The organism is Curtobacterium sp. SP.BCo (assembly GCF_051903265.1).
Classification (GTDB): Bacteria; Actinomycetota; Actinomycetes; order Actinomycetales; family Microbacteriaceae; genus Curtobacterium.
In genome coordinates, this window is sequence record NZ_CP194337.1 from 3,048,583 (window position 1) to 3,072,852 (window position 24,270).

The following is a 24,270-nucleotide window of genomic DNA, read 5'->3' on the forward strand; positions in this document are numbered from 1 at the left end:
CCGGCACGTCGGCGTCCCGTGGTGTCCCCCGAACGCGGACCGGCGGATCCCCAGCGTCATCCGGAACGCGTCCGTCGTCGCGCCCGCTCGACGGTCGTCGCGCCCCTCAGAACAGCGTCGGCACCGTCGCCGCGGGGCGAGGGGTCAACCGCGAGTCGAACCCGGGGTCGGCGCGCTTCAACGGCGACGTGCCGGGCACGGACTGCTCGACCAGCTCGTCCGGCCGACCGTCACGACCGTCACCCGGGCTCGGGACCGACCGGTCACCGGCACGGTTCGAGAACCCCATCGACCCGGTGGCCGGGTCGACCCGCCCGAGCCCCATGCCGTGCGACCGGAGGATCGGCCGCACCCGCTCCGCCAGCCAACGCCGGTAGTCCTTCGGGGCGTAGGTGTTGTCGAGGTACATCGATCGGTACCGCTGCACGAGATCCGGCCGGGTGCGCTCGAGCCAGGCGAACCACCACGGCTTCACCCCGGGCCGCAGGTGCAGCGCCGAGTACATGACGCTCGACGCGCCGGCCGCCGCCGCCCGCCCGATGGCGTCGTCGAGGTGCGCACGGGTGTCGGTGATGTAGGGCAGCACGGGCATGAGGAACACCGAGCACGCGAGTCCGGCGTCACGGATCGCCCGGACCGTCGCCAGACGCGCCGACGTCGTCGGGGTGCCCGGTTCCACCTGCTGCTGCAGTTCGTCGTCGTAGACCGCGATCGACATCGCCAGGTCGACCGGCACGGACCGAGCGGCCTCGACCAGCAGCGGGATGTCCCGGCGCAGCAGCGTGCCCTTCGTCAGGATGCTGAACGGCGTGCCGGACTCCGCCAGGGCACGGATGACCCCGGGCATCAGCCGGTACTTGCCCTCCGCACGCTGGTACGGGTCGGTGTTCGTGCCGAGCGCCACCGGGTGCCGGTCCCAGCTCGGCTTCGTGAGCTCGCGGTGCAGGACGTCGGCCACGTTCGTCTTCACGACGATCTGCTGGTCGAAGTCCGCTCCGCCGTCGAACTCGAGGTACGTGTGCGTCGGTCGGGCGAAGCAGTACACGCAGGCATGGCTGCAGCCCCGGTACGGGTTGATCGTCCAGCCGTACGTCCCGCTGCCGTCAGCCGAGGGCACCCGGTTCAGGGCGCTCTTCGCCAGGACCTCGTGGAAGGTCACCCCGGCGAACTCCGGCGTCGTCACGCTCCGGACGAACCCGCTGTTCGACTCGAGCCCCGGCAGCGCATCGCTCCGCGAGGCATCGATCGCCTGCCCACTCCACCGCATGCCGTCATTCGAACACACGTTCGAACGCAGCGCAAGCGGCGGCGCGCGTCAGTGGTGCAGTCCGAGGACCGTCGCGGTGCGTTCGAGCGTCTCGTCGGCCAGCTGCGGGTCGCTCCCGAGGTCCGTGCCGTAGGTCGGCACCATCACCCGGACGGCCGACTCCCAGCGGTCCCAGCGGTCCGGGAAGCACTTCTGCAGCATGCTCAGCATGATCGGGACCGCGGTCGACGCTCCCGGGCTCGCACCGAGCAGACCCGCCACCGAGCCGTCGGCTGCCGTGATGACCTCGGTGCCGAACTGCAGCACGCCACCCTTGTCCTTGTCGGGCTTGATGACCTGCACGCGCTGCCCGGCGGTGATCCGGTGCCAGTTCTGCGGTTCTGCGGCCGGCATGAAGTCGCGCAACGCGTCGAACTTCGTCTGCTTCGACGCCAGCAGCTGGCCGATCAGGTACCGCACGAGGTCGAAGTTCGAGAACGCGACGCTCAGCATCGGCCGGAGGTTGTGCGGCCGGATCGACTTCACCAGGTCGAACACCGAACCCTGCTTCAGGAACTTCGGGCTGAACCCGGCGTACGGCCCGAACATCAGGGACGCACTGCCGTCGACGATGCGGGTGTCCAGGTGCGGCACGGACATCGGCGGGGCGCCGACGCTGGCCTTGCCGTAGACCTTCGCCGCGTGCCTCTGCACGACCTCGGGGTCGTCGGTGCGGAGGAACTCGCCGGAGACCGGGAACCCGCCGTACCCGCGGATCTCCGGGATGCCGGACTTCTGCAGCAGGTGCAGGGCGCCGCCGCCCGCGCCGACGAAGACGAACTTCGCGGCGATGCGCTGCGTCGAACGCCCGATGTCGTTCCGCACGTCGAGCACCCAGCCCTCGCTGACCTTCGACCGGGTGAGGTTGGTCACCTGGTGCGACGGCTCGAACTCGACGCCGTCGATCTCGAGCTGGTCGAACAGCTGCCGGGTGAGCGAACCGAAGTCGACGTCGGAGCCCGCGGCCGAGTAGGTCGCCGCGATCGGCTGGTCCTTCTTCCGGCCCGGGATGAGCGCCGGGGCCCACTTCCGGATCTGCTGCGGGTCGTCGGAGTACTCGAGCCCGGCGAACAGCGGGTGGTCCTTCATCGCCTCGTACCGCTTCCGCATGTACTCGACGTTGTCGGCGCCCCACACGAACGAGATGTGCGGCGTGGGGTTGATGAAGTTCGACGGCTCCGGCAGGTCGCCGGTCTCGACGAGGTGCGCCCAGAACTGCCGGGAGACCTGGAACTGCTCGTTCACCGTCACGGCCTTGGCGATGTCGACACGGCCGTCCGGGAGCTCGGGCGTGTAGTTCAACTCGCACAGCGCGGAGTGCCCCGTGCCGGCGTTGTTCCACGGGTTCGAGCTCTCCTGCGCGACACTGCCGAGCCGCTCGTAGACGCGGATCTTCCAGGTCGGTTCCAGCCGGTGGATGATCGCGCCGAGGGTGGCGCTCATGATCCCTCCCCCGACCAGGACGACGTCGATGGGGTCCACCTGCTTCACTGCCACCCGTCGATCCTAGCCGCGCGCGGTCGACGGGACGGTCAGCCCGCACTCGGCCTGGAGGCCCGGCACCCGCCCGTCTCGCGGGTCCGGTCCGCAGCGTGCCCGGTTCCGGGCCCGGTGCGGGCGTCGCAGGCTCGCACACCGTCCGGAACGCCGCACCGAGCGTGGCGAGCGCGTTGCCGGGACGCCGCACCGCGCGTGGCGCGCGCCCGGGCCGGGCCGCGCACGACGGAGGCCCGCCCCGCTGACGCGGGACGGGCCTCCTGGCAGTGTGCGGTGCTACGCGGCGACCGCGCGACGCGCGACGATCACCTCGGCGATCTGCACCGCGTTGAGCGCAGCACCCTTGCGGAGGTTGTCGTTGCTCACGAAGAGCGCGAGGCCGTGCCCCTCCGGAGCCGACTGGTCGGCGCGGATCCGGCCGACGAAGGTCGGGTCCTGCCCGGCGGCCTGCAGCGGGGTCGGGACGTCGGAGAGCTCGACGCCCGGCGCGTCGGCGAGGACCTCGGTGGCACGCTCCGGGGACAGCGGGCGCGCGAACTCGGCGTGCACCGAGATCGAGTGGCCCGTGAAGACGGGCACGCGGACGCAGGTGCCCGCGACGAGGAGGTCGGGGAGCTCGAGGATCTTGCGGCTCTCGTTGCGGAGCTTCTTCTCCTCGTCGGTCTCGCCGAGCCCGTCGTCGACGATGCTGCCGGCGAGCGGGACCACGTCGAACGCGATCGGCCGCACGTACTTGACGGGCTCCGGGAACGTCACGGCGGAGCCGTCGTGCGTCAGGGCCGCGGTGTCCTGTTCGAGCGCCGCACGCGCCTGCCCGAGGAGCTCCTCGACCCCGGCGAGCCCGGAGCCGGAGACCGCCTGGTAGGTGGTCGCGACGAGACGACGGAGGCCGGCCTCGGCATCGAGGACCTTCAGCACCGGCATGATCGCCATCGTCGTGCAGTTCGGGTTCGCGATGATGCCCTTCGGCGCCGCGTCGATCGCGTGCGGGTTGACCTCGCTCACGACGAGCGGGACGTCCGGGTCCATCCGCCAGGCACTGGAGTTGTCGACCACGAGGGCCCCGGCCGCGGCGAACTTCGGCGCGAGTGCACGCGAGGCCGTGGCCCCGGCCGAGAACAGCGCGATGTCGATGCCGGACGGGTCGGCGGTCTCGGAGTCCTCGACGACGATCTCCTCACCGCGGAACGGCAGGGTCGTGCCGGCGGACCGGGCGCTCGCGAAGAAGCGGACGCGATCGGCCGGGAACGCGCGCTCCTCGAGGAGACGACGCATCACGGCGCCGACCTGGCCGGTGGCGCCGACGACGGCGACGGTGAGGGTGCTCATCTGGTGCTCCTGCTCGTTCAGCGGGGTCACGCTCAGCGACCCGTGCCGGCGTAGACGACGGCTTCCTGGTCGGCGTCGAGGCCGAACGCGTTGTGCACGACGCGCATCGCCTCGTTCAGGGTGTCGGCGCGCGTGACGACCGAGATGCGGATCTCCGAGGTGGAGATCATCTCGATGTTGATCGACGCCTCGTGCAGGGCGCGGAAGAGCGCTGCCGAGACCCCGGCGTTGGTGCGCATGCCGGCGCCGACGAGGGCGAGCTTGCCGATCTGGTCGTCGTACTGGATGCCCTCGAAGCCGATCTCCGACTGCGAGACGCCCAGCGCGGTGAGGACGCTCTGCCCCTGGTCCTTCGGCAACGTGAAGGAGATGTCGGTGCGGCCGTTCGACGCCGACACGTTCTGCACGATCATGTCGATGTTCGCGCCGGCACGCGCCACGATCGTGAAGATCTCGGCGGCCTTGCCGGGGGTGTCGGGCACCCCGACGACGGTGATCTTGCCCTCGGAGAGGTCTCCGGCGATGCCGGTGATGATCGGTTCTTCCACGGTTTCCCCCTCTGCAGGGTTGTAGACGATGGTTCCCTCGGCGTTGCTGAAGGAGGAGCGGACGTGCAGGGTGACGCCGTGCCGACGGGCGTACTCGACGGCGCGGATGTAGAGGACCTTCGCACCGGAGGCCGCGAGTTCCAGCATCTCCTCGCTCGTGATGCGGTCGACCTTCCTGGCCTTCGGCACCACGCGCGGGTCGGCGGTGAAGATGCCGTCGACGTCGGTGTAGATCTCGCACACGTCGGCGTCGAGGGCGGCCGCGAGCGCGACGGCGGTCGTGTCGGAGCCGCCGCGGCCGAGTGTGGTGATCTCGCCCGTCGTGCGGTTGAAGCCCTGGAAGCCGGCGACGATCGCGACGTGCCCGGCGTCGAGTGCCTCGCGCACGCGCTTCGGGGTGACGTCGACGATGCGGGCCTTGCCGTGCTGGGCGTCCGTGAGCATGCCGGCCTGGCTGCCGGTGTACGAGGAGGCTTCGACCCCGAGGCTCTTGATCGCCATCGCGAGCAGCGCCATCGAGATGCGCTCCCCCGCGGTGAGCAGCATGTCGAGCTCGCGGCCGGCGGGGATCGGCGTCACGGAGTGCGCGAGGTCGACGAGTTCGTCGGTGGTGTCACCCATCGCCGAGACGGCCACGACGACGTCGTTGCCGGCCTTCTTCGTCTGGACGATCCGCTTCGCCACGCGCTTGATGCTCTCGGCGTCCGCGACGGACGATCCACCGAACTTCTGCACGATCAAGGCCACTGGCTGGTACTCCCGGGGACGTTGGATCCGCGCGGATGACGCGGTCTGACAATGGTAGTCGGTGTTTCGCGGATGTTGCGTCAGAGCGGGCGCAGACGCAAGGATCCTGCGCGGCCAGCGGTGGGCGGGATCAGCCGCCGACGACCCGCCGACCCTCGAAGGCCCGCCCGAGGGTGACCTCGTCGGCGTACTCGAGGTCCCCGCCGACGGGGAGCCCCGACGCCAGCCGGGTCGTCCTGATGCCCATCGGCACGAGGAGCCGGCTGAGGTACGTCGCGGTGGCCTCGCCCTCGAGGTTCGGGTCGGTGGCGATGATGACCTCGTCGACGGTGCCGTCGGCCAGTCGTGTCATGAGCTGCTGGATGCGCAGGTCGTCCGGACCGATGCCGTCGATCGGGCTGATGGCGCCACCGAGCACGTGGTACAGGCCGCGGAACTCCCGGGTGCGTTCGATCGCGGCGACGTCCTTCGCCTCCTCGACCACGCAGATCACCGCCGGGGACCGACGCGGGTCGCGGCAGATGCTGCACTGCACGTTCTCGGTCACGTTGCCGCAGATCTCGCAGAAGCGGACCTTCTCCTTGACGTCGGCCAGGAGCTCGGCCAGCCGGGACGGGTCGAACGACTCGGTCTGGAGGATGTGGAACGCGATGCGCTGCGCCGACTTCGGGCCGATGCCGGGCAGGCGGCCGAACTCGTCGATGAGGTCCTGCACGATGCCGTCGTACATCAGGCGCCTTCCTGGTTGAGGGAGGTCTCCTCGATGAACTGGGCGTTGAGGATCTCACGCACCACGGCTTCGCCGTAGCGACCGGCGACCGGCGTCCGGCGGACCTGGGGCGCCGCCTGCTGGGGCGCCGCCTGCTGGGGCGCCGCCTGCTGGGTCGGCTGCGGCGCGGGCGCAGCAGCCGTGGCCGCCGGAGCGGGGGGCGCTGCCGGGGTCGCGTCCTGGTACGGCTCGCCGTCACCGTACGGGTCGTCGTCGAGCGGGTAGTCGTCGACCGGCACGTCCGGTGCGGCGGGGGCGCCGGGGCCGCCGGGGCCGCCGGGAGGCACGGCTCCCGTCGTCGACGCGGGCTGCGGTGCGCCGCCGGCCAGCGAGGACGCGGGGCGCAGCTGCGCCGCGAGGGCAGCGTCGGCCGCGGGGTTCGAGACGGTGGGGGTCGGCACGACGGGCTCGCCGGTGTCCGTCGTACCGAACGGGGCGGACCAGGAGGGCTCGCCACGGTCGGGCCCGGGAGCGGCAGTGGGATCGGTCGCCGGGATGGCGGCGACGGCCCACTGGGTCACGGGAGCGCCGCTCTGCTCCGGCGTGGGTGCCGGAGCGGCGGGTGCCTGTGCGGCGGGCCTCTCGGCCGGGGCCGCGGCGCCAGCGGGTGCGGAGGCTGCGGGTTCGGGCGCGCGCTGCGGGGCGGCCTGCGCCTGGCGCGGTTCTGCGTCGGCCGGCTGCTCGGCACGGGGCTCCTGCGTGCGCTCCGGGGCGCTCGCCTGCGACGACGGTGCGCTCTGTTGCGGCGCAGGCGCGCTCTGCTGCGCCGACGGTGCACTCTGCTGCGACGACGGTGCACTCTGCTGCGGCGCAGGCGCACCCTGCTGCGGCGCGGACTGTGCCGGGCGCTGCTGCCCGGGACCGCCCGGACCGCGGGCCACGAACTTCACCCGCAGCCCGAGCACGTCGACGATCGCCGCGCGCAGGAGCTCGCTGACGCTCGTGGAGGGATCGGACATCTCCTTGAAGGAGGCGACGTCCTGCTGGCTCGGGAAGGTGAGCGTCAGGACGTCCTCACGCAGCGCGGTGACCTGCGCGGTGACGACCACCGACCACGCCGAGCGCTTCGCGTGCTGCACGTGCTCGACGACCTGCGGCCACGCGTCACGGAGCTGCTGGAACCCCACGACGGCGATCGGACGGACCGCGGCCTCGTCACCCGCCGAGACACCCTGCCCCGTCGAGGACGCGTTCGCGTGCTCGGTGGGTCGGGTCTGGTCGGGGGCCGACGTCGTCGCTGCCGGGGTCGGAGCGGCGGGCGCCTGCCGCTCCGCAGGGGCCTCGGGTGCGCTCGGCACGGCGGCGGCCCAGGAGGCGGCGGCGTCGCGGGCGGCGGCACCCGGATCGGCGGCGGGCGGTGCAGGGACCGACTGCGGTGCGGGGACCGAGGGCGTCGTGTCGGCCGCCGGTGCTGCGGGCGTGGACGGCGCGGGCGCGGGCACCGTCGCGGCGGACGGACTGGTCGTCGGTGTGGTGCTCGACCGGAGGGGCTGCGGAGCGGTCGGAGCCGCGGCGGGCGGGAGGGACTCCGGACCGGCCTGGTGGCCACCGGCGTCACCGACCCCGACGCGACGCTCGAGCCGCTCGACACGGGCGAGGGCCCCGCGCTGGGTGTCGTCCGCCTCGGGCACGAGCATCCGGGCGGTCATGAGCTCGAGGTGCAGCCGCGGCGAGGTCGCGCCGGTCATCTCGGTGAGTGCACGGTTCGCGATGTCGGCCGCACGCGAGAGCCCGGTCGCCCCGAAGACGCCGGCCTGCCGGGTCATCGTGTCGAGTTCCTCCGGCGAGACCCCGCGGAGCACGGCGGCGGCGCTCTCGTTCGTCGCGGCGACGACGATCAGGTCGCGGAGGCGCTCGAGCAGGTCCTCGACGAAGCGCCGCGGGTCCTGCCCGGTCTGCACGACGCGGTCGATCGCCGCGAACGCCGATGCGGGGTCGGCGACCGCGAGCGCGTCCACCACGTCGTCGAGCAGCGCGGCGTCCGTGTAGCCGAGGAGCGCGACGGCACGCTCGTACGCGATGGCACCGTCCTCGCTGCCGGCCATCAACTGGTCGAGCAGGGAGAGGGTGTCGCGCACCGAACCGCCGCCGGCCCGGACGACGAGCGGCAGCACCCCCGGCGCCACTGAGACCGACTCCTGCGTGCAGAGCTGCTCGACGTACTCGAGCATCGCGGCCGGCGGGACGAGCCGGAACGGGTAGTGGTGGGTGCGCGACCGGATGGTGCCGATGACCTTCTCGGGCTCGGTCGTCGCGAAGATGAACTTGACGTGCTCCGGCGGTTCCTCGACGAGCTTCAGGAGCGCGTTGAACCCCTGCGGCGTCACCATGTGGGCTTCGTCGAGGATGAAGATCTTGTAGCGGTCGCGCGCCGGGGCGAAGACCGCACGGTCACGGAGGTCACGCGCGTCGTCGACACCGTTGTGGCTGGCGGCGTCGATCTCGATGACGTCGAGCGATCCACCGCCGCCCCGGGCCAGCTCGACACAGCTCGGGCACACGCCGCACGGGGTGTCGGTCGGGCCCTCGGCACAGTTGAGGCAGCGCGCCAGGATGCGGGCGGACGTCGTCTTGCCGCACCCGCGCGGACCGCTGAACAGGTACGCGTGGTTCACCCGGTTCGTCCGCAGGGCGGTGCGGAGCGGATCGGTGACCTGCGACTGTCCGATCAGCTCGGCGAAGTTCTCGGGCCGGTAACGGCGATACAGGGCGGTGACCACGAACCCAGGGTAGTCGGCACGACCGACAGCCGAGCGCCCCGGACCCGCACCTGTGGGAAGTCGGCCGACCGGCGGAACGGCGCCGCGCCTCCCGTCCGTCAGACGACGGGCGGGAGGCGCGGGGCGGGGCGTGCCGCGGTGTCAGGCGCGACCGCGGCGGCGGAGGCCGCGGGCCAGTCGGGACAGGCCCAGCAGCAGGAAGCCGAGGACCACCAGACCGCCGGCCGCACCCGCGAGCGGCGCGACGTCGGCCCCGGTGAACGCGAGGCCACCGCTGCCCGTCCCCGACCCGGTGCTGGCCGCACCCGTCCCGGGCGTGCCGGGCGTTCCGGGCGTTCCCGGCGTCCCGGGCAGACCCGGTGTCCCGGGCGTGCCCGGCGTGCCGGGCGTGCCCGGCGTGCCGGGCGTTCCCGGAGTGCCCGGCGTCCCCGGGTCCGCCGCGTCGACCACGACGGCGACCGACTGCACGGCCGACGTCGCGCCGGCCACGGTCTGCGTCACCCGGACCGTGTGCGGTCCGACGCGGAGCCGCAGCACCACGGACCACGCCCCGGTGTCGTCCGCGGTCGTGGTGACCGGCGTCCCGTCGTCGGCGACGACCGTGACGGTCGCCCCCGGCTCGGCCGTGCCGGTGATCCGCCAGTCCACGCTGCCGCCCGCCGACGCCGTCCGGTGCTCGCCGGGCGTCGGCGAGGTGACCGCGAGCGGTGCGACGGCGTCGACGACGATCGGGACCGGCGGCGCCTCGGTCGTCGTGCCGTTGACCGACTGCGACGCCGTGATCGTCCACCGGCCCTCGGGCACGCGGTCGAAGGTGACGCTCCAGTCGCCGTTCGCGTCGGCCGTCACGGTCCGGACCTGGCCGGTCGACAGCCGGACCGTCACCAGGGCGCCCGGCGTGGCGTGCCCGGTCACCGTGAAGTCGCCGGTGTCGCCGGTCCCGGTGGCCGGGATGAGCTGACCCGGAGCCGGACTCGTGATCGTGACGTCCTCCGGCTGCGCCGCGACGACCCGGACGGTGCTCGTGACCGGCGCCGAGGTGACCCCGCCGACGGTCTGCGTGACCGTGATGGTGTGCGGGCCGACGGGCACGCCGGCGACCGTGACGGTCCACGAACCGTCGCCGCCCGCCGTGGTCGTGGCCGTGCGGCCGTCGACGTCCACCCGGACGATCGCGCCCGGTTCGGCCGTCCCGGTCACGGGGAGCGCTACCGTCGGGCCGGTGGTCGTGAGGACCTGCCCGTCGGCGGGCGCCGTGACGCGGACCGGTGCCACGGCGCTGACGGAGAACCCGACCCCGGGTGCGTCCGTCGTGGTCCCGCCGACCGTCTGCGAGGCCGCGATGGTGTGTGTGCCCGTGCCGACGTCCGGCACGGTCACCGTCCACGCGCCGTCACCGTCCGCCGTCGTGGTGACCGGCGCCCCACCGTCGATCCGGACCGAGATGGCCGCGTTCGGTGCGGCGACACCTTCGACGACCACGTCGGTCGTGCCGTCGACCACCCGGTAGGTGGTCCCGGCGACCGGTGCGGTGACGACGATCGCGTCCACCGCGGCCACCTCCACCGTGACGTCGCGCACGATCGGCGACGACGTGGTGCCGTTCACGACCTGCGTGACCGTGACGGTGTGGTCGCCCGCGCCGAGCCCGGCGACGTCGGTCGTCCACCGGCCGTCCGGTCCGACCGGGACCACGACCGGGCCCGCGTCGTCGACGACGACCCGGACGGTGCCGCCGGTCTGGCCGGTGCCGCTGACGGGCACGGTTGCGGTCGTCGTGCCGGCGGGGACGGTCACGATCGCACCCTCGGCCGGGGTCGTCACCACGAGTGCGGCGCCCGGGGCGACGGTGAACGTGCTGACGACCGGCGCCGACGTCGAGCCGTCGACGGTCTGGGTGGCGCGAACGGTGTGCTCGCCGACGCCGATGTCCTGGAGGTCGACCGCCCAGGTGCCGCCGTCGGTCGCGGTCACGGTCAGCGGGTCGCCCCCGTCGATCGTGACCCGGACCTCGGCTCCGGACTGCGCCGCGCCGGCGGCCCTGATCGTCCCGGTGGAGTCCTGCTGCGCGACGCGGACCGTCGACCCCGTCGCCGGCGTGGCGATCGTGACCGGGTCCGCCACGACGACCCGGATGCCCACGGTCACGGGGGCGGAGACGGTGTCGCCGATCCGCTGGGTGACGCTGACCGTCGGGGTGCCTGCGGGCACGTCCGGCACGGCGACGCTCCAGTCGCCGTCGCCGCCCGCGGTGGTGGACTCGCTGCGTCCGCCACCGAGGTCGACCACGACGCCGGCCCCGGGTTCCGCGGTGCCGCTGACGACGACCGTGGTGGTCGCGCCCTCTCCGGCCACCAGGTACGTCTGGCCGGCGGTCGGCTCGTCGACGACGACGGGGTCGCCCGCCGCGATCTCGAACGACGTCCTGACCGGGGTCGTGGAGGTGGAACCGTCGACGGTCTGGGTGACGACCACGTCGTGCGTCCCGACGCCGAGGTCCGGCACGTCGACGCTCCAGCTGCCGTCGTCGCCCGCGGTGGCCTCGACCGGGTCCTGGTCGTCGACCGTCACGGTCACGGTGGCGCCCGGCTGCGCGTCGCCGGCGACGGTCACGGTGGTGGTGGCGTCGCCGTCCGCGACCGTGATCGGCTCGTCGCCGGGCTGGCGGATCGTGAGGGCCGCCGCCGCGATGACGGACACCGGGCGTCCGACCGCGGCGCTCGTCGTGCCGTTCACGGTCTGGGTGACCTCGGCGGTCCACGAACCGGTCGGCACGCCCTCGACGGTGGCGGACCACCGACCGTCGTCCCCGACGGGCGCGGTCGCCGCCCCGCCCGCACCGAGGTCGACCGTGACGGTCGCACCCGGCTGGCCGGTCCCGGCGAACGCGACGTCGGTGGTGGCGTCGGCGTCCGCGACGGTCACCGAGGTGGCCCCGGCGGGCGTCGTGACCGCGAGCGGCGTTCCGGCCCGGACGGAGATCCCGGCGCTGACCGGTGCCGAGGTCTGCCCCGCGACGCGCTGCGTCGCACGGACCGTGTAGTCGCCGACCGGCACGTCCGCGAAGGTCGTCGCCCAGTTGCCGTCGGCACCAGCGGTCACCGCGACGGACTCGCCGTCCGACAGCGTCACCGTGACGGTGGCGCCGCCCTGTGCACGGCCCGCGGCGCGGACGTCGGCGGTCCCGCTCGCGTCGGCGACGACGAGCACGTCGCCGTCCTCCGGTGCCGTCAGCGTCAGCGCGGTCGCGGCGCGGACGGTGACCGTCCGCTCCGGACTGGAGGCAGTGGTCCCGTCCACCGTCTGGCTCGCGACGAGCGTCGGGGTCCCGACACCGACCTCACCGAACGTCACGGTCCAGTCGCCGTCGCCGTCCGCGGTCGTGGTCAGCTCGTCGTCGCCGAGTCGCACCGTGACCGCGGCGCCCTGCTCCGCCGTGCCCGTCACCGTGACGTCACGCGTGGCGTCGGCGTCCGGCACGAGGAGCACGTCGCCGGTGTCCGGCGCGGTGATGGTCACCGGGTCGGCCGCCTCGATCGTGACGGTCCGGGTGACCGGGTCGGACGTCGCCGGGTCGGAGACCGAGCCGGGCAGCGTCTGCGTCACCGAGACCGGGTGCGTCCCGACCGCGAGGTCCGGGAACGTGACCGACCAGGTGCCGTCGGGTGCGACGGTCGCCCGCTGGTCGTCGGCGCCGGCCGTGGTGGCGGTCACGGTGGCGCCGGGCTGGCCGGTCCCCGTGACGGTGACGGCACGCACGACGTCCTCGCCGGCGACCGGGATCGCCGTCGTGGTCGGGGCGGTGATCGCGAGCGGGTCCGCGGCGTCCACCCGGAAGGTCGTCGGGATCGCCGACGTGACGGTGCCGGCGACGCTCTGGCTGGCGTTCACGGTGTACGTGCCGGTGGGTGCGAGACCCGTGGCCTGGACCGTCCACGCGCCGGTGTCGGTCGCCGTCGTCGTGAAGGTGGTGTTGGGGCCCAGCGAGACGGTCACCTCGGCGTCCGGCTCGGACGAGCCGGAGATCGTCACCGTCGCGGTGGCGTCCCCGTCGACCACGACGAAGCGCGAGCCGACGGCCGGCGCGTCGATCGTGACGGCCGTCCCCGGCACGACGGTGAAGTCGCGCGTGACGGTCGGACCGGTCGTGCCGTTCACCGTCTGCACCGCGGTGACGGTGTGGTCGCCTACAGCGAGGTCGACCGCGCCGGTCTGCCAGTTGCCCGAAGCGTCCGCGACGACGTCGACCGGGTCGCCGTCGTCGACCGTGACGGCGACGGTCGCACCGGGCTCCGCGGTGCCCCGGACCACGACGCCGACCTGACCGCCCGCGCCGGCCGGGACCTGCTGCGCGTCGGTGGGCGACTCGATGACGAGGGCGTCGCCGACCGCGATAGTGAAGGCACGGTCGACGGGTGGGGAGGTCGCCCCGCCCACGGTCTGCGTGACCGCTGCGGTGTGGTCGCCGGCGTCGACGTCCGGCAGGGTGACGGTCCACGTGCCGTCGGTGCCCGCGGTCGTCGTGACCGGGTCACCGTCGCCGTCGAGGACAACGCTGATCGCCGCGCCCGGCTGCGCCGTACCCGAGACCCGGACGTCGATCGTCGAGTCGTCGGTCGCGACCGCGGTGGTGCTCCCCGGCGCCGGCGTCGACACGACGAGGCCGGCGCCCGCGGCGACGGTGATCGTCTGCCGGACGGCCGGCGAGGTGGTGCCGTTCACGGTCTGCGTGGCGGAGATCGTGTACCGGCCGACCGGCACGTCCTGGACGGTGGCGGTCCAGTCGCCGTCGCCGTCCGCCGTGGTCGTCGCGGTCAGTCCACCGCCGAGCGACACCGCCACGTCCGCGCCGGGCTCGGCGGTCCCGGTCAGGTCGAGCTCCGTCGTGGTGCCCGCGTCGAGGACCGTCACGGTGGCTCCGGGCGCCGGGGCCGTGATGGCGATCGGCGCACCCGCGGCCACGGTGAAGTCCGTGGTCACCGGCCCCGAGGTCGTGCCGGCGACGGTCTGCCGCGCGGTGGCGGTGCGGTCGCCGACGGGGACGCCCTGGAACGTGGCCGCCCAGTCGCCGTCGTCGTCGGCCGTCACCACGGCGGTGAAGGAGCCGCCGAGGCCCACCGTGACCTGCGCGTTCGGTGCTGCGGAGCCGGACACCGTGACGGGAGTGGTCGACGTGGCGTCGGCGACGGTGATGGTGCTGCCGTCCTCCGGTGCGTCGATCGTCAGGGCCGGTGCCGCGGTGACGGTGAAGTCGCGGGCGACCGGGGCGCTCGTCGAGGAACCGACGGTCTGGGTCACGGTCGACGTGTACGTGCCGGCGGGGACACTGGTGATCGTGGTCGACCAGGTGCCACCGGCGTTCGCGGTGGTCGTCGCAGTCCGGTCGCCGTCGTCCACGGAGACGTCGACGCGGGCGCCGGGCTTTGCGGAACCGGAGAACGGCACGTCACGGGTGGTGCCGGCCAGCGGGAAGTCCTGGTCCGGCGTCGGGGTGTCGACGGTCAGGCCGGCAGCCGCCACGACGCGGAACCCGCGCGTGACCGGGGCCGAGGTGCTGTCGCCGACGGTCTGCGTGACGCTCGCGGTCTGGTTGCCCACCGGGACCTCCGGCACGGTGACGCTCCACGCGCCGGCGCCGTTCGCCGTCCCGGTCGCGGTGCGTCCACCGCCGAGGTCGACGTCGACGCGCGCGTTCGGGGTCGCGGTGCCGGTGAGGGTCACCGGAGCGGTGGTGCCGGTCGTGGTGAAGGTCTGTCCGGCGGTCGGGGTCGTGATCGTCAGCGCCTGCTGCGCGACCACGGAGAACTGCTGCGTGGCCGTGCCCGCCGCGGTCCCGCCGACGGTCTGGGTGGCCGTGGCGGTGTGGCCACCGGTCGGGACGGCCGCGATGGTCGTCGTCCACGTGCCGTTCGCAGCGACCGTGGCGGTCCCGGTCCGGCCGCCACCGAGGCTCACGGCGATGGTCGCGCCCGGCTCCCCGACACCGCTGACGGTGATGCTGCGCGTCGAGCTGGCCGTCGGCACGCTGAACACCTGGTCCGCGGTCGGGGCGGTGATGGTCGGTGCGGCGAACGCGGTGGCGCGGACCGTCGAGGTCGCCAGGTCCACCGTCGCCACGTTCACCCCGGGCAGGATCGACAGGCGCAGGGCGTGCACGCTCCGCGAGCCGGGGTCGTACCCGCGTGCGTCGCGGAACCCGGTGGTGGTGTCCTGCGCGTTGACCGTCAGGTCGATCACCTGGCGGAGGAGCAGCACGACCGGGGACAGCACGGTGGACGCCGCCGTCGTCGTGGTCGTCAGCGTGGTGCCGAGGGCGGTCAGGGCGGTGCCGCCGACCAGGGGCCGGACGAGCGTCTGGGCCGCCGGCAGCACGATGCCGTTCACCGCCGGGGCGAGCAGCGCGCTGAGGACGTTCAGCCCGAGGGGGCCACCGGTGGCGGTCACGGTCGCGGTGGCCGGAGCCGTCCCGGCGAGTGCACCGAGGGTGGTGTCCGCCCGGAGCGCCAGCGCCGTCAGCGGGACGGTGGCGACGTTGAGGTTGGCGGTGACGGTGATCGCGACCGCCGTGGAGTCGATCGTGTTCGCGACCGCGGTCTGCAGCGCGGTGGGCAGCTGCGTCCCGAGGATCGTCGCGATGCTCCGGTTGATCGTGTCCACCGCGACGGGGGTGAGCACGGGGGTGTTCGCCGGCTGCCCGTTCAACGCGGTGAGTGCGTCGAGGTCGACCGTGATGGCCCCGGTCGCCGGGGTGATCGTCACGGCGCCGTCGGTGAGCGGCTGCTGGAGGACCTGCTCGAGCGTGCCGTCGAGGTTCAGGTCCACGGTCGCGGTGACCGTCGTCCCGTTGACGTTCACGAGCCCGAGCGCGGTGGTGCGGAGCAGTCGCTGGATCTCCGCGGTGAGCGCCGTGGTCGTGCCGGACAGCGCGCCGTTCGCCCCGAGCGTCGAGTTCACCGAGCTCGAGACGTTCCGGAGCTCCGTGCGGAGGGACGCGGTCAGCCCGGCGACCGCCGGGCTGGTGAGGTCCAGCTTCGCTCCGGCGATCCGGTAGTCGCTCGAGGTCGTGACCGTGGAGCCGCGGGTCGCCGACAGCCGGGAGGCGAGGGCGCCGACCTGCAGCTGCGCGTTCGAGAGCACCGTGGTGTCGGCACCCACCCGCGAGAACAACGGGCCGAGGTCCAGCGTCGCCGCGCCGGTGCCCGATCCGCTGCCGACCCCGATGCCGCCGTCGTTCGTCAGGAGGCCGGAGGACGCGGTCGCACCGTTCGCCGAGGTCGTGGCGTACTGCCCGTCCACCCCGAGCGTGAGGATCCCGTTCGCACCGATCAGGTCGACGTCGTTCCCGAGGTCGACGCCCACGGCGTTCAGTGCGGTCAGGTTCAGCGGCTGGTTCGTGGTGCCGCCGCCGGTCGTCGCACCACGGGCGGAGTACGCGCCCCCGAGCTGCGCGATGGAGTCCAGGCCGACGATCCCCGAACCGCTGAGCAGCACGCCCTCGGCCTCGGAGACGTCCGTCTGGGCTGCCGCCACCGGTTGGATCGCCACGGTGGCGGCGAGGAGCGCAGCCACCGTGGCGATGACACCGCCACGCAGGAGGAGACGCCGATCGTCCGATGCTCGTCGTCGAGCTCGGCCGCCAGCACCGAAGATCCGTCGTGTCCAGTCGCCCGCTGTCGTGGGTACGCGGGTACCCCGAAGCGACACGTGCCTGCGCATGCGTGTCTCTTTTCCTGGCAGGACGCGCCTGCCACCTGATCCGGAAACTCCCCCGCTGGTGAGGCGGTGAAGGTGTCAGAACCCTGGTTGGGAGTTCCTTGTGGGCGATCTTTGCACACGATCAGGTCGCTGTCCGCGACCCGTCACGAAACGGACGCAGAAACGAAGAAGACTCCTCACGCACCCGCCAGAGCCTGGTTACCCTTGCTGCGTTTCCGCCCTGGGGGAGTTGGCCTGGATGGCGTCACGTGAGGAGCCTCCGGAAGTCTACCGGACGGAACGGGCAGACTCGGACACATGAAGATCGCCATCGCCGGAGGACACGGCCAGATCGCCCTGCTCCTCGCCCGCCTCGTCACCGACGCCGGCCACGACGCCGTCGCCATCGTCCGCAACCCCGCCCACGTGACCGACGTCGAGCAGCAGGGTGCCACGGCGATCGTCGCGGACCTCGAGCAACTGGACGACGACGAGCTCGGCCTCCGGCTGCGCGGGGTCGACGCCGTGGTCTTCGCCGCCGGCGCCGGGCCGAACAGCGGAGCGGAACGGAAGCTCACCGTCGACCGGGACGGCGCGATCCTGCTCGCCGACGCGGCCGAACGCGCGGGCATCCGCCGGTACGTGATGGTCTCCGCGATGGCCGCGGACTCCTACGACCCGGAGCGGGCCGTCGTGCCGGCCCGTGACGAGGCCGACGTCTTCCAGGTCTACCTGCGTGCCAAGGCCGAGGCGGACGCGAACCTGCGCGCCAGGAGCCTCCGCTGGACGATCGTGCGCCCCGGTGCGCTGGTGGACACCGTCCCGCAGGGCACCGTCGACGTCGGCCGCACGGTGCCGCGCGGCTCGATCCCCCGCGCCGATGTCGCCGCGATCGTGCTGCACGCGATCCTCGACGACACCGCGGTCGGCGTGCAGTTCGAGGTCACGAGCGGGGACACCCCGATCCCGGCGGCGCTGTCCGCGCTCGGCTGAACGGCGAACCCGTCCGGCGGCGGTACCGCTCCCCGCCCTACAGAGCGACGGCTGCCGACTGGCGGGCGATCTCGAGCTCCTCGTTCGTCGGGATGACGAGCACCGCGACCCGGGACGCGTCCGTCGAGATGCGTCGGGCCTCCTTGGAGGCGAGCTCGTTGCGGTCCGCGTCGATCTCGATGCCGAGGTGCTCGAGCCCCGCGAGCACCCGTCGGCGCAGCAACGCGTTGTTCTCCCCCACGCCCGCCGTGAACACGACGGCGTCGAGACCGCCGAGCTGCGCGGTGTAGGCGCCGACGTACCGACGGATGCGGTGCCGGTACACGGCGAGCGCTGCCTCGGCCTCGTCGTCGCCGTGCAGTGCGGCGTCCTGCACGTCGCGCATGTCGCCGTTGCCGGTGAGCCCGAGGAGCCCGGACTCCTTGTTGAGCATGGTGTCGAGCTCGTCGAAGGAGAGTCCGGCCTCGCGGTGCAGGTGGATCAGCACGGCGGGGTCGAGGTCGCCGGAGCGGGTGCCCATCACGAGGCCCTCGAGCGGCGTGAGGCCCATCGAGGTCTCGATCGACCTGCCGCCGTCGATGGCCGCTGCCGAGGCACCGTTGCCGAGGTGCAGCACGATGGTCTTCAGGTCGCCGAGCGGCCGGTCCAGGAACAGCGCGGCCTGCTCCGACACGTACTTGTGGCTGGTGCCGTGCATGCCGTACCGGCGGATCGAGTGCTTCGCGGCGAGGTCGGCGGGGATCGCGTACGTGTAGGCGTGCGGCGGCATCGTCTGGTGGAACGCGGTGTCGAACACGGCGACCTGCGGCACCTCGGTGAACACCTGCTTCGCGGCGCGGATCCCCTCGAGGTTCGCCGGGTTGTGCAGCGGTGCGAGGGTGTTCAGGTCCTCGATCTGCCGCTCGACGTCCTCCGTCACCACGGTCGCGCGGTCGAAGGTCGTCCCGCCGTGCACCACCCGGTGCCCGACGACGGCGGGCGGGTACTCGTCGAACGACGGACCGACCTTCGCGAACGCGTCGATCATCGCCTGGAACCCCGCGGCGTGGTCCGGCACCGCGGCGGCGTCGTTCGAGGACGACTCCCCCGTCAGCACGTTGGTGTGCTTCCACGCGCCGGCGGACTCGCCGATCCGCTCGACGAGGCCGGAGGCGAGCGTGCGCTCGCCGTCGAGTTCGATGAGCTGGTACTTGAACGAACTCGAGCCGGAGTTGACGACGAGGGCTGCGGTCACGGGGCGGTCGCTTTCTGTTGGGGCCGGGAGGCGCGGTGCGGGTCGGTCGGTCAGGCCGCGTCGGACGCGGTGCCGGCCTGGATCGCGGTGATCGCGACGGTGTTCACGATGTCGCCGACGAGCGCGCCGCGGGAGAGGTCGTTGATCGGCTTGCGCAGACCCTGCAGCACCGGTCCGATCGCGACGGCACCGGCCGAGCGCTGCACGGCCTTGTACGTGTTGTTGCCGGTGTTGAGGTCCGGGAAGATGAACACCGTGGCCCTGCCCGCGACCGGGGAGTCGGGCATCTTCGTGCTCGCGACCGTCGGGTCGGCGGCGGCGTCGTACTGGATCGGGCCCTCGACGAGCAGGTCCGGACGGCGCTCCCGGACGAACGCGGTGCCCGCACGGACCTTGTCGACGTCGGCGCCGGAGCCGCTGTCGCCGGTGGAGTAGCTGAGCATCGCGACGCGCGGGTCGATGCCGAACTGGGTCGCGGTCTCCGCCGACGAGATCGCGATGTCGGCGAGCTGTTCGCTCGTGGGGTCCGGGATGACCGCACAGTCGCCGTAGACGAGCACCCGGTCGGCGAGGGCCATCAGGAACACGCTCGACACGATCGACGTGTCGGGGCGGGTCTTGATGATCTCGAAGGACGGCCGGATGGTGTGCGCGGTGGTGTGCTTCGCACCGGAGACCATGCCGTCGGCGAGGCCGAGCTGCACCATCATCGTGCCGAAGTACGAGACGTCGGTCACGGTGTCGCGGGCGAGCTCGATCGACATGCCCTTGTGCGCGCGGAGCCGGGTGTACTCCTCGGCGAACCGCTCGCGCAGCTCGGGGTCGAACGGCGACACGAGCTGGGCGGCGTCGAGGTCGAGGCCGAGCTCGGTCGCCCGCGTGCGGATCGCGGCCGGGTCACCGAGGATCGTCAGCTCGCAGACCTGGCGCTGCAGGAGCGTCGAGGCGGCGCGGAGGATGCGGTCGTCCTCACCTTCGGGCAGGACGATCCGCTTGCCGTACGCCCGCGCCCGGTCGAGCAGCCCGTGCTCGAACATGAGCGGCGTGACCACGCCGGACGGCGTGAGCTGCAGCCGGTCGCGCAGGGCGTCGGCGTCGACGTGCTGCTCGAACAGCGCCAGCGCGAGGTCGGCCTTGCGCGGGGAGTCGGCGGCCAGCCGCCCTCGGGTCTGGGTGATGCGGAGCGCCGTGTCGTACGTGCCGAGGTCGTTCTGCGCGATCGGCAGCGAGCTCGACAGGCCCTCGAGCAGCCGGGAGATCTGCGGTGCCGTCTCGAACCCGCCGTTCAGGATCACGCCGGCGAGGCTCGGGAAGGTCTCGGACTGGTTCGCCAGGAGCGTCGCGATGAGGACGTCGCTGCGGTCGCCCGGCACGACGACGATGCCGCCCTCGATGAGCCTGGGGAGCACGTTCTCCATGCTCATCCCGGCGACCACGGTGCCCATGGCCTCGCGGTCGAGCAGAGCGTCGTCGCCCCGCACGAGCGTGGCGTCCGTCGCGGCGAGCAGTGCCCGCACGGTCGGGGCGACGAGGACACGGTCCTCGGGGATCGCCCACACCGGCAGGTCGGGGTGGTCGTCGTGCACCGCGTGCCGGACGCTCGACACGATCGCGGAGAGGGCGTCCGGGTCGGCACGGTTCACGATCACGCCGAAGAGCTGCGCGTGCGCCGCGCGGAGCTCGCTCGTCGTCACGTCGGCGACCTGCGCCATTCCCTCCGGCGTCCGGGCGCCGCGTTCGGCGGCGTCGCGTCCGCCGAGCACGAGCAGCACCGGGGCGCCGAGGTTCGCCGCGACCTTCGCGTTGAACGACAGCTCGGTCGGGCTGCCGACGTCGGTGTAGTCGGAGCCGAGCACCACGACCGCGTCGCACTGCCGCTCGACCTGGGCGAACCGGGTGACGATCGTGGCGAGCGCGGCGTCCGGGTCGGCGTGCACGTCGTCGTAGGTCACCCCGACGGCGTCGTCGTAGGGGATTCCGACCGCGGTGTGCTGGAGCAGGAGCTCGAGCACGTAGTCGGGTTCGTGGACCGACCGGGCGACCGGGCGGAACACGCCGACCCGGCCGACCGAGCGCGCGAGGGTCTCGAGGACACCGAGGGCGACGGTGCTCTTGCCGGTGTGTCCTTCTGCTGACGTGATGTAGATGCGGGTCGACACGGGTCCAGGCTAGCCGCGGCCCGGGGCCGCAGACTGGGAGCGGTCGGAGCTGTGGAGGGTGGTGGTCATCCACACCCCCGAAGACCTGTACCATGGGGTGTCGTCGTCGCGGGACGGCGCCAGGAGAATTCGCCTAGTGGCCTATGGCGCACGCTTGGAAAGCGTGTTGGGTGCAAGCCCTCGGGGGTTCGAATCCCCCATTCTCCGCCAGCACCACCCGAAGGACCCGAGCCCCGGCTCGGGTCCTTCGTCGTTCCGGGTCGGACGCGACGCCGCCGGGTCCCCCACGCGGCGGACCCGGTTGCACCCCGTTCACCAAGGACTCGCCGCGAAACGCGGACCAGGGGTGGAACGGGCTGTCCCCGGTGCCCCTCGGTCGCCTAGACTCTCCGGACGGACGACTCAGGGACGGGTCGGACACGGTGCACGGAGCGGCAGGGGCGTCGCTCCCCGGGCGGACGGTCAGCCTGCCCGGGCACCCGAGGGACGAGGAGTCCACGTGGGGGACCTGACGGCGCCGGCAGGAGCACAGCCGGCCAGCACCGCGTACGACGTGGTCCTGCGACCGCGGCGATCGCTCGTGCGCTCGACGATCCTCAGCGTGGTGTTCTCCGCCGTCCCGCTCGCCGTCGCACTCGTCTGGGTGTCGCTCCCCCTGCGCCTGTGGGCCTTCGTGGCCACGGTGGTGATCGCCCTCGCGGTCGTCGTCGGGATCGTGTTCGTGCGGCTCGGCACGGCCTTCATCGGCATCGACCCCGTCGCGATCACGGTGCGCGGTGTCGTCACGCCGAACCGGCGGGTCGCGCGCGAGCAGGTGCACAGCCTGGTCCTCGCGACGACCCACGGCAGTGCGGTGGAGCGGACCTCCCGGGAACTCGTGGCGTTCGACGCCGAGGGATCCCACCTCTTCCGACTGCGGGCGGACGTCTGGGGCGACGCGGCCGTCGACCGCGTGGTCGATGCGCTCGGCGTGCAGGTCACCGACGAGACACGGCCGATGACGCTCCGCGAGTTCGTCCGCCGGTACCCGGCGAGCCGGGCGTGGTACGAGCAGCGCGGCGCGTACGTCGTCGTCGGCGTGGTCGCGGTCGTCGCGGTCGCAGGCCTGCTCGTGCTCGAGACCGCCGGTCTCCTCGGCGCCTGACTCCGCCCCACCCGGCCGGACGGCCCACCCGGCCTCGCAGTCGACGGCCGGCCCGCTCAGCGCCGCCGGCGGAGGGTCGAGAAGATCCCCTGCACGACCTCCTTCGCGATCGTCCGGCCCAACCCCGACCCGAGCAGGTCGGAGATCGGGTCGTCCGCCTTCCGCGAGGTCGTCGTCCGTGCCGTGGTCCGCTTCGTCCGCCGGGCGTCCGCCGCACGCTCGGCGCGTTCGAACTCCCGCTGCGCCCGCTCGTACTCCTTCTGCGCTGCGGCCCGTTCGCGCGCCTCCTGCTTCTCCTGCGCGGCGGCTTCCTTCGCGGCGGCGGCTGCCGCACGCGCCGCTTCCTTCTCGGCCTCGGCCGCAGCCGACGCCGCTTCCTTCTGGGCGTCGGCGGCGGCGACCTGCGCGGCAGCGGCCTCCATCCGGCGCGCGAGCATCTCGTACGCCGAGTCCGGGTCGACCCGTGTGCCGTAGGTCGCCAGGAGCGGCGACGCCTGCACGCGTGCCGTCATCTCGGGCGTCGGCATCGGGTCCATCGACCCCTCGGGGGCGCGCAGTCGCGTCCAGGCGACCGGGGTGGGGGCGCCCTTCTCGTTCATGACGGTGACGATCGCCTCACCGGTGGCGAGCGAGGTGAGCACCTCGCCGAGGTCGTAGCCGCTCGTCGGGTACGTCGACACGGTCGCCCGCAGCGCCTTCGCGTCGTCGGGCGTGTGGGCGCGGAGCTGGTGCTGCACGCGCGACCCGAGCTGCGCGAGCACGTCGTTCGGGACGTCCTTCGGCGTCTGCGTGACGAAGAAGATGCCGACGCCCTTCGAACGGATCAGCCGGACGGTGCGGACGATCTGGTCGAGGAAGTCCTTCGAGGCGCCGCTGAAGAGCAGGTGCGCCTCGTCGAAGAAGAACACGAGCTTCGGCTTGTCCTGGTCGCCGACCTCGGGGAGTTCGTTGAACAGGTCGGCGAGCAACCACATCAGGAACGTCGAGAAGACCTCGGGCTGGTCCTGCACGCCCGGCACCTCGAGCAGGCTGACGATGCCCCGGCCGTCCGCGGCGGTGCGGAGGAACACCTGCGTGTCGATCTCGGGTTCGCCGAAGAACTGGTCGGCGCCCTGGTCGGCGAACGTGATGAGCTCGCGGAGGATGACGCCGGCGGTCTGCTTCGAGAGCCCGCCGAGCTCGGCGAGCTCGGCCTTGCCCTCGTCGCTCACCAGGAACGTCAGGACGCTCCGGAGGTCGGACAGGTCGACGAGCGGCAACCCGGCCTGCTCGGCGTAGTGGAAGACGAGTCCGAGCGAGGACTCCTGGGTGTCGTTCAGGCCGAGCACCTTGGACAGCAGCAGCGGCCCGAACCCGGACACCGTGGCCCGGATCGGCACGCCCGTGCCCTGCCCGCCGAGCGAGTAGAACTCGGCCTGGCTCGCCACGCCCTGCCACTGTTGGCCGATGCCGGCGGTGCGGGCGAGGAGCTTGTCGTTCGCCTGCCCGGCGACGGCGAGGCCGGACAGGTCGCCCTTGATGTCCGCGGCGAACACGGGCACGCCGTTCGCGGCGATCTGCTCGGCGAGGACCTGCAGGGTGCGGGTCTTCCCGGTCCCGGTCGCGCCGGCCACCAGGCCGTGCCGGTTGAGCATGCCGAGCGGGATCCGGACCTGCACGTCGGGCAGCGCCTCACCGTTGACGAGCGCGCCGAGCTGCAGTGCGCTGCCGTCGATCCGGTAGCCGTCCCGGATCGCGGCCACGGCCGCGTCGTCCAGCGGTCCGCCGGGGCCCACGCCGCCGGTACCGGTGCGACGCGCCAGCGGCGTGCCGGCCGTGTCGGTGGGGAGCGGCACGGTGCCGGTCACCGGGGTCACCGGGGTCGCCGCCGGCGCCGACGTGGTCGCGTCCACCGCGGGTTCCGCGTCGGGGCTGCGCGGCGCCTCCAGGCCCGTGGGTGCCGGCGAGCCAGCGACCGCCGGTTCCGCGTCGAGGCTGGGCGCGGGTGCGGCGGCGGCCGCCTGCAGGGCGGCGGCGAGTTCCTCGGCGCGTGCTGCTGCCTCGTCCGCGAGGCGACGGGCCTCGTCCGCCGCGGCCCGCGCCGCCGCCGCCGCTGCCTGGGCCTGCTCCACCGCGTCGCTCATGACCTC

Annotated in this window: 12 protein-coding genes, 1 tRNA gene and 1 other RNA gene; 3 read left to right on the forward strand and 11 right to left on the reverse strand. The window is 73.1% G+C overall.

Translation table 11 applies throughout. The features are described from left to right. Positions 1–106 precede the first annotated feature (106 nt). The 8 genes from ACRQ4B_RS14380 to ffs all read right to left on the reverse strand — a co-directional run bounded on the left by ACRQ4B_RS14380 (position 107) and on the right by ffs (position 16,893). On the reverse strand, positions 107–1,267 hold the full coding sequence (locus ACRQ4B_RS14380; RefSeq protein WP_439692092.1) for an Rv2578c family radical SAM protein: 1,161 nt from the start codon (positions 1,265–1,267) through the stop codon (positions 107–109). Positions 1,268–1,315: 48 nt separating this feature from the next. Then, a complete protein-coding gene (locus ACRQ4B_RS14385; RefSeq protein WP_439692093.1) occupies positions 1,316–2,803 on the reverse strand; it encodes a malate:quinone oxidoreductase in 1,488 nt (495 codons plus the stop codon). Positions 2,804–3,079: 276 nt separating this feature from the next. Further along, the gene (locus tag ACRQ4B_RS14390; protein ID WP_439692094.1) at positions 3,080–4,132 is read right to left on the reverse strand and encodes an aspartate-semialdehyde dehydrogenase; all 1,053 of its coding nucleotides are present in this window, start codon (positions 4,130–4,132) and stop codon (positions 3,080–3,082) included. 32 nt (positions 4,133–4,164) lie between these two features. Then, positions 4,165–5,427 (reverse strand): aspartate kinase, encoded by a 1,263-nt coding sequence (locus tag ACRQ4B_RS14395; RefSeq protein WP_439692095.1) that lies wholly within the window; start codon positions 5,425–5,427, stop codon positions 4,165–4,167. 130 nt (positions 5,428–5,557) lie between these two features. Then, positions 5,558–6,157, reverse strand: a complete 600-nt coding sequence (recR, locus tag ACRQ4B_RS14400; protein ID WP_079236554.1) for a recombination mediator RecR — start codon at positions 6,155–6,157, stop codon at positions 5,558–5,560. Beyond that, complete coding sequence (locus tag ACRQ4B_RS14405; protein WP_439692096.1) at positions 6,157–8,916, reverse strand: DNA polymerase III subunit gamma and tau; 2,760 nt, start codon at positions 8,914–8,916, stop codon at positions 6,157–6,159. Before ACRQ4B_RS14405 ends, recR begins: the two co-directional genes overlap by 1 nt. Before the next feature lie 141 nt (positions 8,917–9,057). Beyond that, positions 9,058–16,485: a choice-of-anchor G family protein gene (locus tag ACRQ4B_RS14410; RefSeq protein ID WP_439692097.1), complete on the reverse strand. Its 7,428-nt coding sequence runs from the start codon at positions 16,483–16,485 to the stop codon at positions 9,058–9,060. Positions 16,486–16,796: 311 nt separating this feature from the next. Next, positions 16,797–16,893: signal recognition particle sRNA small type (ffs, locus tag ACRQ4B_RS14415), an RNA gene on the reverse strand. Between the two features lie 36 nt (positions 16,894–16,929). On the opposite strand from ffs, the gene ACRQ4B_RS14420 reads away from it, so the two are divergent. After that, on the forward strand, positions 16,930–17,604 hold the full coding sequence (locus ACRQ4B_RS14420; RefSeq protein ID WP_439692098.1) for an SDR family oxidoreductase: 675 nt from the start codon (positions 16,930–16,932) through the stop codon (positions 17,602–17,604). A gap of 37 nt (positions 17,605–17,641) precedes the next feature. On the opposite strand, the gene ACRQ4B_RS14425 is transcribed toward ACRQ4B_RS14420, so the two are convergent. Both ACRQ4B_RS14425 and pta read right to left on the reverse strand, forming a co-directional pair. After that, positions 17,642–18,838 carry an acetate/propionate family kinase gene (locus tag ACRQ4B_RS14425; protein ID WP_439692099.1) on the reverse strand — a complete coding sequence of 399 codons (1,197 nt, stop codon included), beginning with the start codon at positions 18,836–18,838 and terminating at the stop codon, positions 17,642–17,644. A 50-nt stretch (positions 18,839–18,888) separates the two neighbouring features. Next, on the reverse strand, positions 18,889–20,997 hold the full coding sequence (gene pta / locus ACRQ4B_RS14430; protein ID WP_439692100.1) for a phosphate acetyltransferase: 2,109 nt from the start codon (positions 20,995–20,997) through the stop codon (positions 18,889–18,891). A gap of 122 nt (positions 20,998–21,119) precedes the next feature. Here pta and ACRQ4B_RS14435 point away from each other — a divergent pair. Together ACRQ4B_RS14435 and ACRQ4B_RS14440 are read left to right on the forward strand one after the other, a co-directional pair. After that, positions 21,120–21,207, forward strand: a tRNA-Ser gene (locus ACRQ4B_RS14435). A 289-nt stretch (positions 21,208–21,496) separates the two neighbouring features. Beyond that, on the forward strand, positions 21,497–22,141 hold the full coding sequence (locus tag ACRQ4B_RS14440; RefSeq protein ID WP_439692101.1) for a hypothetical protein: 645 nt from the start codon (positions 21,497–21,499) through the stop codon (positions 22,139–22,141). Positions 22,142–22,197: 56 nt separating this feature from the next. Here the strand turns inward: ACRQ4B_RS14440 and ACRQ4B_RS14445 are convergent, their stop codons facing one another. Then, positions 22,198–24,264: a helicase HerA-like domain-containing protein gene (locus ACRQ4B_RS14445; protein ID WP_439692102.1), complete on the reverse strand. Its 2,067-nt coding sequence runs from the start codon at positions 24,262–24,264 to the stop codon at positions 22,198–22,200. Positions 24,265–24,270 lie beyond the last annotated feature (6 nt).

Bases quoted from the DNA above. Each gene is read 5' to 3' on its own strand.
- ACRQ4B_RS14420 (WP_439692098.1), top strand. From the start codon at position 16,930: ATGAAGATCGCCATCGCCGGAGGACACGGCCAGATCGCCCTGCTCCTC.
- ACRQ4B_RS14390 (WP_439692094.1), bottom strand. From the start codon at position 4,132: ATGAGCACCCTCACCGTCGCCGTCGTCGGCGCCACCGGCCAGGTCGGC.
- recR (WP_079236554.1), bottom strand. From the start codon at position 6,157: ATGTACGACGGCATCGTGCAGGACCTCATCGACGAGTTCGGCCGCCTG.
- ACRQ4B_RS14445 (WP_439692102.1), bottom strand. From the start codon at position 24,264: ATGAGCGACGCGGTGGAGCAGGCCCAGGCAGCGGCGGCGGCGGCGCGG.
- ACRQ4B_RS14380 (WP_439692092.1), bottom strand. From the start codon at position 1,267: ATGCGGTGGAGTGGGCAGGCGATCGATGCCTCGCGGAGCGATGCGCTG.